Annotated in this window: 11 protein-coding genes; 1 reads left to right on the forward strand and 10 read right to left on the reverse strand. The window is 38.9% G+C overall.

Features of this window, described 5'->3' with window-relative positions; all coding sequences use genetic code 11:
- From AC1DRF_RS10575 to nei, 6 genes are all read right to left on the reverse strand, one after another.
- A partial coding sequence (locus tag AC1DRF_RS10575; protein WP_477740714.1) for a PTS transporter subunit EIIC occupies nucleotides 1-940 on the reverse strand: 940 nt, incomplete at its 3' end.
- Nucleotides 941-1,027: 87 nt separating this feature from the next.
- Nucleotides 1,028-1,882, reverse strand: a complete 855-nt coding sequence (locus tag AC1DRF_RS10580; RefSeq protein WP_013081906.1) for a MurR/RpiR family transcriptional regulator — start codon at nucleotides 1,880-1,882, stop codon at nucleotides 1,028-1,030.
- Nucleotides 1,883-1,894: 12 nt separating this feature from the next.
- On the reverse strand, nucleotides 1,895-2,800 hold the full coding sequence (gene murQ / locus AC1DRF_RS10585; RefSeq protein ID WP_427075643.1) for an N-acetylmuramic acid 6-phosphate etherase: 906 nt from the start codon (nucleotides 2,798-2,800) through the stop codon (nucleotides 1,895-1,897).
- 155 nt (nucleotides 2,801-2,955) lie between these two features.
- Nucleotides 2,956-4,335 carry a DUF6612 family protein gene (locus AC1DRF_RS10590; protein ID WP_477740715.1) on the reverse strand — a complete coding sequence of 460 codons (1,380 nt, stop codon included), beginning with the start codon at nucleotides 4,333-4,335 and terminating at the stop codon, nucleotides 2,956-2,958.
- Between the two features lie 216 nt (nucleotides 4,336-4,551).
- On the reverse strand, nucleotides 4,552-4,929 hold the full coding sequence (locus tag AC1DRF_RS10595; RefSeq protein ID WP_043980224.1) for an FAS1-like dehydratase domain-containing protein: 378 nt from the start codon (nucleotides 4,927-4,929) through the stop codon (nucleotides 4,552-4,554).
- Nucleotides 4,930-5,034: 105 nt separating this feature from the next.
- Nucleotides 5,035-5,853 carry an endonuclease VIII gene (nei, locus tag AC1DRF_RS10600; RefSeq protein WP_427075644.1) on the reverse strand — a complete coding sequence of 273 codons (819 nt, stop codon included), beginning with the start codon at nucleotides 5,851-5,853 and terminating at the stop codon, nucleotides 5,035-5,037.
- Between the two features lie 248 nt (nucleotides 5,854-6,101).
- On the opposite strand from nei, the gene AC1DRF_RS10605 reads away from it, so the two are divergent.
- Entirely contained in the window at nucleotides 6,102-7,103 is a 1,002-nt protein-coding gene (locus AC1DRF_RS10605) for a DUF3231 family protein (protein ID WP_427075645.1), read from the forward strand.
- Nucleotides 7,104-7,137: 34 nt separating this feature from the next.
- Here the strand turns inward: AC1DRF_RS10605 and AC1DRF_RS10610 are convergent, their stop codons facing one another.
- The 4 genes from AC1DRF_RS10610 to AC1DRF_RS10625 all read right to left on the reverse strand — a co-directional run bounded on the left by AC1DRF_RS10610 (nucleotide 7,138) and on the right by AC1DRF_RS10625 (nucleotide 10,507).
- Complete coding sequence (locus AC1DRF_RS10610; RefSeq protein ID WP_176521264.1) at nucleotides 7,138-7,302, reverse strand: hypothetical protein; 165 nt, start codon at nucleotides 7,300-7,302, stop codon at nucleotides 7,138-7,140.
- A 124-nt stretch (nucleotides 7,303-7,426) separates the two neighbouring features.
- A complete protein-coding gene (locus AC1DRF_RS10615; protein ID WP_013081899.1) occupies nucleotides 7,427-8,443 on the reverse strand; it encodes a FecCD family ABC transporter permease in 1,017 nt (338 codons plus the stop codon).
- 5 nt (nucleotides 8,444-8,448) lie between these two features.
- A complete protein-coding gene (locus AC1DRF_RS10620; RefSeq protein ID WP_427075646.1) occupies nucleotides 8,449-9,483 on the reverse strand; it encodes a FecCD family ABC transporter permease in 1,035 nt (344 codons plus the stop codon).
- Between the two features lie 79 nt (nucleotides 9,484-9,562).
- Nucleotides 9,563-10,507 (reverse strand): ABC transporter substrate-binding protein, encoded by a 945-nt coding sequence (locus AC1DRF_RS10625; RefSeq protein ID WP_427075647.1) that lies wholly within the window; start codon nucleotides 10,505-10,507, stop codon nucleotides 9,563-9,565.
- Nucleotides 10,508-10,557: the final 50 nt, after the last annotated feature.

Raw genomic sequence — 10,557 nt, forward strand, 5'->3', positions numbered from 1 at the left:
GCTCTAAATGAACAGGAGTAAGACCTTGATGCAGTCCTGTAATGACAAGCGGCAAGAACGTTGCTCCTAAAACAAAGCCTGCTACAACTCCTCCAACCTCTAAAACTCCTAAAAGGCCTTTTGTGATTCCATCTGAAATCAAACCTCCGATTGGCATGAACACTACATACGTAATAATGCCTGTAATTAACACCGTAACGGTCGGTGTAATAATAATATCCAGTGACTGAGGGACAAATTTACGCACTCGTTTTTCCACTACGGCCATAAAGATTGCTGCAAGCAATACGCCTATTAAGCCGCCMCGTCCCGGCAAAAGTGCTTCACCAAAAAGTTTAATATCAGCTACGGCAGGATTAATGACTAAAATACCGGCTAAGCCTCCTAGAGCCGGCGAACCACCAAATTCTTTTGCCGCATTAATACCTACTAAAATACCAAGATAAGCAAATAAACCGCTTCCGATAACGGTTAAAAGAATAGCAATCTGTGAATCTGCCGGAAGCCACTTCGCTTGAACAGCTGCTTTTGTCACTCCGGTGATAAGTCCAGATGCTACAAGAGCAGGTATTAACGGAATAAAAATACTCGCAATTCGGCGAAGCAAGAGCTTAAACGGAGTTGCATTTTTTTCTTTCAGCTCCGATTTCCGCTGAGCCGCACGATTTTCTAAATTAATACCGCCAGATTCATCAATTAACTTTCCAAATTCCTCTGTTACTTTGTTTACTTTTCCAGGACCAATAATGATTTGCAGCGTTTCTTCTTCAACTAATCCAAGTACGCCTTCAAGCTTTCGTATATCTGCCTTTTTTACAATTGAATCATCTTTTACAGTCACGCGCAGCCGAGTCATACAATGCGTATACGCTTCAATATTTGATGCTCCCCCAAGCATCTCCAAAATAACCTTTGCTAATTGATGATTATCTACAGACATGTTAATCCCCCTTTGTATTTTCCTCTTAGATGGACACGGTACTGAGGAAACAGACCACAAAACCCTCTTTTGTAATCGTTTTCTTTTTTATTTCTTAGTTTTCAAAAACTGAATGGCATCCCTTGTTTTATCAATATACTCAATCGTCTGGTCATACTGCTGCGCTGCAATACTTAAAAATAACACATCAATCACATAAAGCTGGGCTAAACGAGACGATGTAGCTGCGCTTCGAAACGGCGCTTCTTGAGAATAAGACGTATACAAACAAATATCAGCTAAAGACGAAACGGTAGACTGTCCGTACTTGGTTAAGCTAATCGTCTTTACTCCGCGATTTTTAGCTAAAGATAAGACATTGCTTACTTCAGGAGTCTCCCCTGAAAAAGAGATGCCCACAACTACATCGTCTTTACTTGCATTTGCGATAAGTGTAGCTGCTAGATGGCTATCTGCAAAAGCAGTCGCATTTTTATTAATTCGAAGAAATTTTTGCTGCGCATCCATAGCAATAATATGTGAAGCACCGATTCCAAAAAAATGAATGTTTTTAGCTTCAATCAGCGCCAAAACAGCCCGCTCTGCTTCTTTGTAATTCACAAGCTCGGCCGTATCACTTAGACTTTGAATGCTGTTGCTTGCCGTTTTTTTGACAATAGATTGAATCGTTTCATTTGTTTCAATATCGCGGTATCCTTGCTCCGTATCTCTAGCTAAATCACCGGCTACTCTTACCTTTAATTCTTGAAACCCGCTAACCCCGATAGATTTACACAAACGAATAACAGCAGCACTGCTCGCATTCGCTAGTCTACCTAGTTCCCCAGCCGTACTGTTTACCACAGTATGCGGGTTGTTTAAAATATATTCAGCAATTTTCCTCTCCGAATCAGGAAGCTTAGCCACCGTGTTTTTAATCATTGTTAATCCGCCTGTTGACATCGTTTCTCTCCTTTATACGTAATGTTCAATCGCTTTTCTCACATAACCGTCCGCATTATTCAGTAACATCTTCGCGATGTCATAATTTTCATTTGTTTTGATCATAACCACTGCTGTTTTTACCTCATTATTTGCTTCTTCAAGCGTTCGACTTGCTTGCTCATAAGAAACACCCGTAATTTTACAAATAATACCTATTGCTCGTTCTTTAAGCTTTTCATTACTCACATGAACATCTATCATTAAGTTTTCATACGCTTTTCCTACTTTGATCATAGCCGCTGTAGAAATCATGTTGAGAATCATTTTATGAGCGCTTGCTGCTTTTAACCTTGTGGAACCTGTTAGCACTTCCGGACCTACTACCACCTCAATACTATGGTCCGCTTCTTTTCCAATAAGAGAATTACCATTGCAAGACAGCGCCACCGTTTTAGCTTTTACAGATTTTGCATATCTTAATGCACCAATCACATAAGGAGTGCGTCCGCTTGCAGCAATTCCAATGACTGTGTCTCGTTCATTCAAATGAATTTTTTGTAAATCTGCTGCTCCCAATTCTTCGTTATCTTCAGCACCTTCAACTGCTTTAACAAATGCTTTTTCTCCTCCAGCCATCAATCCCTGTACCTGATTGGGATTGGTACTGAAAGTAGGCGGGCATTCAACAGCATCCAATACTCCCAGCCTCCCGCTTGTTCCTGCTCCGACATAAATAAGCCGGCCTTCCTTTTGAAACGATTCACTTACAAATTCAACTGCCACCTCTACGTCTGGAAGTACTTTTTGTACAGCCAGCGCCACTTTTTGATCTTCATTATTCATTATGTTTAAAATTTCCTTTGTACTAGCTGTATCTATCTTCATTGTGTGTTCGTTTTGGGACTCTGTTGTTAATAACGTAAGCTGTTCATTCATCTTTTGGGCTCCTTTTTCATCATATAGTGAAGTTATGGCTATTATAATTTGTTTGAAATATAATTTCAATAATTTATTTTATTTTTTAAAATTATATTTTAAAAAACACAAAAAAAGACTTCAGGCATATAGCTAAAATCTTTTTTTATGTCTATTTATGATTGTTGAGCAAATGTTAACAGATACTCATCTTGCATTAAAACTTCGTAATCTTGTTCACCATTTCTTACGACGTGTACAGGGACTGTTTTTGCAGGAAGTAATTCAACTGGCTCACGATAGCGTTTTGCCACTCCGTTAATAAGTTCGTTTACTAACTGCTCGTTACTCAGCTCACCCGCCTGATATTTTTCTGCAAGTGGTGTCATGACTTCCGCTAATACACTTGCATCGTTAAATCCTTGAATTTCGACTTGTACCACGTACGCATCATCTTCATCACTATACGCTGCATCTTTAATTTTATATTTTGTAGATGAAAGAGCTTTTAGAAAAGCGCTGCTTACTTCGTTTAACTGCTCGTCGRTTATATTTGAGCTCAATGATGATAAAGCACCTTTAAAATTCGTTTCAAAAAACTCTACAAACGAACTCTTTTGGAACTCCCCTTTTTCTTTCACCTGTTTCTTATCTTGCTGATTCGGATGTTTAGCAACAAATTGATCTGTATTTTGATAAACAGTTGCTTGAATTAAAGCATCCACGTATTGTCCTGCTTCCTTGGCATAGGCAGCTTGCTTTTCCTTACTTGGCGTTTCGGTGCTGCTATCTTTAGAAGCAGCAGCGGCTTTTGCTTCCACTTTTGGTTTTGTTACATTGTCTAATTGGTTATATGTATACGTATACGTTTGCTTAGACTTTGAGTTTTCTGTCTTCCCGTCTACTTTAACTGAATACGACTGATTTTTTACTACTTTCTTTATTTGCTTCGTTTCTTTATCAATTGTCACAACAAGCGAAAAATCTTTTCCCTTAATTTGGTCAAGGTCTACAGCGGTATCGCTGCCTTGATTTGTTATTTTATAATAAGCTTTAGCATCACCTGCTACAATTTTTTGCTTTTTGTCTTTGTCTCCGTTAAATGTTAATACATACTCTTTGTCTTTTTCGGTGACGCCAAATTCATTTGGAAGATTTTTATCATATTTTTGATAGTAGCGTATTGGATTTTGTTGAAGCTCCATAGCGTTATTAATTAAAGCCGCAACGTACTTTTTTTCTTCTCCCTGTACTTTTGTGCTTTCTTCTCCAGCCACAGCTAGCGTTTCATCACCATCATGATACATCTTCAATTCTTCGCCGTTCATTTTTGTGTTAATGTAACCTGCTTTACTTTTAAAATCAAACTCTTGTACTCCGTTTACTTGGTAATCAGAGGATCCTTCTGCTTTTCCAGTGACTTTCACTTGAACATTTTTCACCTTTTCTTGTGCTTCTTTCACGTCACCCGTTAATTCCTCTGAAGACGGCATCCCACATGCCGAAAGCAATAGAGCGAATGATAGTGCTAAGCCTGTATTCATTATTTTTTTCATATAAGAAACTCCTTTTTTAAATATTTTTCCAAAAATAAGAATCTATGTACTTAGTAAATACACATTTTTACCATTTGCGAAACTCAACTTTACTAAATTACCATATTTACATTTAAATGGTAAACAACAAAAGAAGGAAATTGCATAATAAAAAAGTCACGAATCCGTGACTTTTCTAACAACATTCATAACTTATTTTTTGTTAGCGTTTTCATTTTAATCTCTAATAACTCCATTACTTGTCCCTATCAGTACTTCTTTACCTTGTTGATTTCGATACACTGATTTGATTTTCACTTTTTTAAAACCATCTGCTTTTTCTACTTCAGTTAATATGCATTCACAGGTAACTGTATCTCCTGCAAAAACTGGACGAAGAAATTCACTCACCATTTCTCTTGCAATGTAGTTTAAGTCTCCTCCTATTTTTGTTCCAATACTAGCAGTCATAAGTCCATGCACCATTATCCGCCCTTTTTCGTCACGTTCTATATGATGTTTGCCCCGGTCTCCAGTCATCTCCGCAAACTGCATGATTTCTTCCTCTTGAAACGTTCTTTGCCACGTAAATGTATCTCCTGTTTTACATTCCATCTTATCCCTCCCCTTAAGATTATGACTTTACTTTTTAACTATATCACAAAAAATGAACAGTCATTCATTCCTACATCAAAAAAATAGCAGAATAAATATATCCTGCTATTTTTGACAAGTAGGACAGTAATAAAGCCTTCTAGAAGCAGCTTGCACTTTTAAGATAGGCGTGCCGTCAATTCGGCAAGCTTCTCCTTCACGGTTAAAAACCCAGTGGCGGTATTCAGAGCGCTTTTGGCCTTTCTTTTTTAACGTTTCAGCAAGCTTTACATCATTTGTAATGCCACCTGTTTCATAGGACCGTTTGACAAGAGAAATGGTTGCTTCAGCTGCCTTTTTAAGCTGTTCTTCCGTGCAGTCTACCGGACGAGCTGCAGGATTAATTCCCGCTACAAATAAGATTTCACTGCGCAAATAATTTCCAATCCCCGCTATAAAGCTTTGGTCTAGCAGCAGTGACGCCCATTTTCTGCGGTAAAATGACTTAGAGTAAAAGCGATCTAAAAGCTCTTCTGCCGTTACTTCTTCACTTAAAATATCCGGACCTACTCTTGATACAAAAGGATGAGCAGAAACTTCTTCATCACGCAATACTTCAATATCAGAAGCGCTATAGAGCAGCGCTGATTTTTTTTCATTATGAATAGCAAGACGCAGCTGTCTGTTTGTAGATGGATAATTGTAAGATGAACGTACATACCATTTTCCATAAAGCTGATTATGTGAATAAATGGTATAGCCATTGTCAAAACGAATAAGCATAGCCTTCCCTTTTGTATCTACCCTTTTAATATGAGCACCCGTTAATACTTCTTCGTAATGCTGTAAAGATGGAAAAGCAAACCATATCTCTCTAACGGGAAGACTAATAATCGCTTTTTCCACTTCATCGGCTGCTCGTCTAATTTCTGGACCTTCTGGCATATAATGAAACTCCTTTCTTGCCTAACTTTCTTCATTTATTATTTCGGTTTTATTTCTGCTTTGCAAGAAAGAAGCGGTTGAACTCTTCTTTTCCTAAAAGAACCTTTAAATTATGCATGACGGTTACTCTTATAGTAAAATGTTGATACCTTTTTTACTTTCTATAGTGTTTATCTTACTTCCTTTGACTTATACTAGTTGATAACCTTTTAGAAACTTGTTATTTATCTATATATGAGGAGTTTATTATGAACAATCAATCATTTTCTCCACTATCAGCCGCCGAGATGGCTGTTATTTGGAAGCAATATATGAACGATAAAGCAATTTCTTGTATGCTTAAACATTTTCTGTGTCATGTAGACGATTTAGATATTCAAAAAGCGATTCAAGGTACACTGCATATCACAACAAAAAACAGTGATGCGCTCACTGCTATCTTTTTAAAAGAAAATATGCCAATCCCGCTAGGTTTCGGCGAAGAAGACCTTAATATTGAAGCTCCAAAATTATTTTCGGATTCTTTTTATTTGCTTTATTTGAAGCATATTTCAAATGTCCTTCTGCTATCAGCAACTACGGGCGTCGATGTTGCCGCAAGAAGTGATGTACGATCTTTTTTTCGCAGCTTGCTATTAAAAGCAGAAAAGCTTAATCAAACGATTACAGATTTGCTGTTAGAAAAACAAATTTTTATAGAGCTTCCTCCTATTCCTATTGCAGATGCGTCTGATATGAACGATAAAGAACTCTTCTTAGGAAGCTATTTTGATGAAAAGCGGCCGTTAACGGTCATTGAAATTTCTCATATCGTGTCAAGCATACAGACGAACTTAATTGCAAAGGATTTAATTTTAGGGTTTGCTCAAACAGCTCCTTCTCAGGAAATTCAAGCTTTTTTGTTAAAAGGTAGAGAGCAGGTACAGCAGCACATTGAATCCCTGTCACAACCGCTAATGGTAGAAAACATACCGGTCACAATGAAGTGGGATTACGGAGTAGAAAAGTCTTCCGTTCCTCCATTTTCAGAAAAACTCATGATGTTTCACCTGGCTGCGATGATTACTGAAAATGTACGTGGATACGGGCTGGCGATGTCAACGAGCCAGCGTTTAGATCTCGCTTTAAACTATACAAACTTCACGAATGAAATTTTGGAATACGCCAAAGAAGTATCAAGAATAAGCATTGAACAAGGATGGCTAGAAGAGCCTCCGCATATTCCATTCCCAAAAATTCATTTGGAATAAAAATGAGATTGGGACATAACGAAATGAACCCAATCTAAAGACGAGCAATGAGTTGGACTGCTTGTGACACCGCTGTTGATTTCCGTGAAAGGCTTCGCTTTCCGCGGGCGCCCGCTGAGCCTCCTCGTCGCTTGCGCTCCTGCGGGGTCTCACCTGTTGCGCTTTTCCCGCAGGAGTCTTCGCCTTGCTCTACAAACAACAGCTAGAAGCACCTGCATATATGAAACCTACGTTCACCATGATTACAAAAAAACACGAACTATTCATCCATTTTTGATGAATAGTTCGTGTTTAACTTTAACTACACTACTTTTGTCACAGCCTCATTTTTTAGATTCTCTCCACAGTAAATAAAGAAAATACGGAGCGCCGATAATGCCAATGATTAATCCAGCCGGAATTTCAATCGGAGGAGCAATTCCTCTCCCAATTAAATCTGCTGCTAATACAAACAAAGCGCCAAGCAAAGCGGCTGTAGGAATCAATTTTTTGTGTCTCGGTCCCACTAACCGTTTGGCCACATGAGGAATAATAAGCCCTACAAAGCCAATTGTGCCAACCACCGATACAACCGCAGCCGTCATTGCCACTGCGCTTGCCAGCAATACTAGACGAATTAACTCTACTCTAGCCCCTAGTCCTCGAGCCACTTCATCACCTAAATGAATTAAATCTAACCGAGCAGCTAACAGCCAAATCAACGGTACTAATATAACGACCCAGGGAAGTAAACCAATTAATTGATCCCATGTTCTTCCCCATAAGCTGCCGCTCAGCCAAATCAGTGCCGCATTTACGTTTGGATTTGCTTTTGAAATTAACAAGTGAATACCGGATGAACAAAAAGCGCTGACTGCTACACCTATTAATGCAAATCGAATAGGTTCTACTCCTTTTTTATAAGCAAGCAAATAGACGATTACAAAGACAAGCGAGCCTCCTGCAAACGCAGCGACAGATAAAACAGATGGGCTTGCTAAAGGCAGTAAAATAGTGACTGCAACAGCTGCTAATCCTGATCCGCTTGATAGACCTAATGTATCTGGACTAGCGAGCGGATTTCTCATAATGGACTGTACGACGACTCCGGACACAGCTAGGCCGACTCCTGTTAAAATAGCCAGCAAAATACGAGGCAGACGAAATTCTACTAAAATGGACGTCAAGTCAGGATCGCCAATACCAATAAAAGACGTAATAATGTCTAGAGGAGGTATGTTAATGTCTCCTAAGCTAAGGCTTATCACACTCAGCGCTATAATTAAGACAGAAAGAATGATAAACAGGCCGACAGACTTGAATCGAGATGGCTGCTTTTTTGTTTTATTGACAGTCTGCATATAACTCATGCCTTCCTTTCTGTTTTTTTGCGTCTCGCTAAGTAAATAAAGTACGGCGTTCCGAGCAACGCTGTTACTGCACCTACAGGAGTCTCATACGGGTATGTAATAAATCGTGATAATACGTCTGCTAGCAGCAATAAAGATGCACCAAGCAGCGCGCTCATTGGCAAAACGAACCGGTAATCTACACCTATTAAATAGCGTACCATATGAGGAACAACAAGCCCTACAAAGCCAATGGGACCCGCAATTGCCACCGAAACACCTGCTAATACAATCACAACAACTGCAGTGAACGCTCTAATGGCAAAGACTCGCTGCCCCAGTCCTCTAGCTACGTCATCTCCTAAAGACAATAAAGAAGACGCTCTTCCCAGACCAAACGCAATAAGCAGGCCCGCGATGCTAAAAGGAACCAATACATGAACATGTCCCCAATCTCGCCCAATAACTGAACCGGTGAGCCAGAACATAACGCCTTCTGTTTTGCTTTCATTAAAAATCAGCAGCGTTTGCGTGAGAGACATAAGCATACCTTGTATAGCAACACCTGTTAAAGCAAGCTTTACATCACTGTCGCCTCCTTTAATCAACGAACTCATGACATAAACAATAACAGCAGCAAATGCGCCTCCTAAAAATGCACCAAATACCCCGCCAATCATGCTTACACTAGGCACTAAAACCGTTAAAAATACCATTGCCGCTGATGCGCCGGCATTAATACCAAAAATACCAGGAGAAGCTAATGGATTTCTAGTTAATGCTTGCATCAACGCTCCAGCGACAGCCAAATTAGCGCCAACAAATGCCGTTACCAGTAAGCGAGGCAGACGGACAGTTTGAATAATAGACTGTTCTTTTGATCCGTCAAAATTTAGTATAGCTTGCTTAATCGTTCCAAAAGAAATATGTATAGAACCGATGGAAATAGATAAAAACATTGAAATCAGTAAAAGAATAATAACCGCAAGAAAGATAGCTATTATACGAAGCGGAGATTTGTTTCTTTTGGATGAGCCGTGAACAGCTTTCATAGTAGAATGCGCCTCCTTCCATTTGAAAGTTCATTAAAAAGAAAAAAACAATCCCGCTGGATTGTTCTTTTCTTCGTTATTATTTGCCTTCAAATAATAACTTTTCTGCTTCATCTGCAATACCATTTGCACCTTGTACACTTCGGCGAAGAGACCATTTAAATACATCAACTTCATACACTTGATTATTTTTAACCGCTTTTAGCTCTTTCCATAATGGCTGTTTTGCTAAAGGCGTATGACCTTTTTCATTTCGCATAACAATGAGTTTGTCCGGATCTGCTTTTACAAGCTGTTCCATTGTCATTTTTACACTGTACTCTTTTGTAGGATCTGTTAATGCATTTTTGAAGCCTAATTGCTCAAGAACACCCGTTGTAAAGAAATTTGAAGTTCTAGCATTAATATTACCATTTGCATCAGCGATAACAAGTACGTTGCCCGGATTTTTTGGTGCTTTTGCTTTTAAATCCTTCATTTTTTGCTTATGCTCTTCTACCACTTTTTCAACTTTTGCTTTCTTGCCAACCGCTTCTCCTACTTTTAACTCTGTATTTAGTAAATCATTGTAATTAGCATTTAAGTTTTTTAACTCAATAGTTGGCGCAATTTTCGATAATTCTTTGTATACATTTTTATGACGTTCTGAATCGGCGATAATCAAATCGGGCTTCAGCAGTTTAATCGATTCCAAGCTTGGCTGCGCTCGCGTGCCAACTGATTTGTATCCTTTGATTTCTTTTAGTACATCTTTATCAATAAGCTGTTCTGCTTTATCATCATCAGCTACTCCTACAGGTTTGATACCAGCATCTAACAATGCATCAATAAAGCCTAACTCTAATACGACTACTCGCTTTGGATTCTCTTTTACCTTTGTCTCTCCAAGCTCATGCTTGACCACTCTTGTTTTTTCACTTTTTTCATCAGCTGAATCTCCCTTATTCGTGCTGTTGCAGCCGATAAGCATTCCGATTGCCAGCATTGTAATAAAAGCCAGCAGTCCTATTTTTTTCTTATTCAAATGTCATTCCTCCTGCTTGTATCTTTATGTAGATAATCGACTCTTGAAAC

This window comes from Priestia sp. P5_B4 (genome assembly GCF_056400385.1).

What these genes read in the sequence shown, in the direction of transcription:
- nei (WP_427075644.1), bottom strand. Translation starts at nt 5,853, where the DNA reads ATGCCAGAAGGTCCAGAAATTAGACGAGCAGCCGATGAAGTGGAAAAA.
- AC1DRF_RS10595 (WP_043980224.1), bottom strand. Translation starts at nt 4,929, where the DNA reads ATGGAATGTAAAACAGGAGATACATTTACGTGGCAAAGAACGTTTCAA.
- AC1DRF_RS10620 (WP_427075646.1), bottom strand. Translation starts at nt 9,483, where the DNA reads ATGAAAGCTGTTCACGGCTCATCCAAAAGAAACAAATCTCCGCTTCGT.
- murQ (WP_427075643.1), bottom strand. Translation starts at nt 2,800, where the DNA reads ATGAATGAACAGCTTACGTTATTAACAACAGAGTCCCAAAACGAACAC.
- AC1DRF_RS10615 (WP_013081899.1), bottom strand. Translation starts at nt 8,443, where the DNA reads ATGCAGACTGTCAATAAAACAAAAAAGCAGCCATCTCGATTCAAGTCT.
- AC1DRF_RS10605 (WP_427075645.1), top strand. Translation starts at nt 6,102, where the DNA reads ATGAACAATCAATCATTTTCTCCACTATCAGCCGCCGAGATGGCTGTT.
- AC1DRF_RS10580 (WP_013081906.1), bottom strand. Translation starts at nt 1,882, where the DNA reads ATGTCAACAGGCGGATTAACAATGATTAAAAACACGGTGGCTAAGCTT.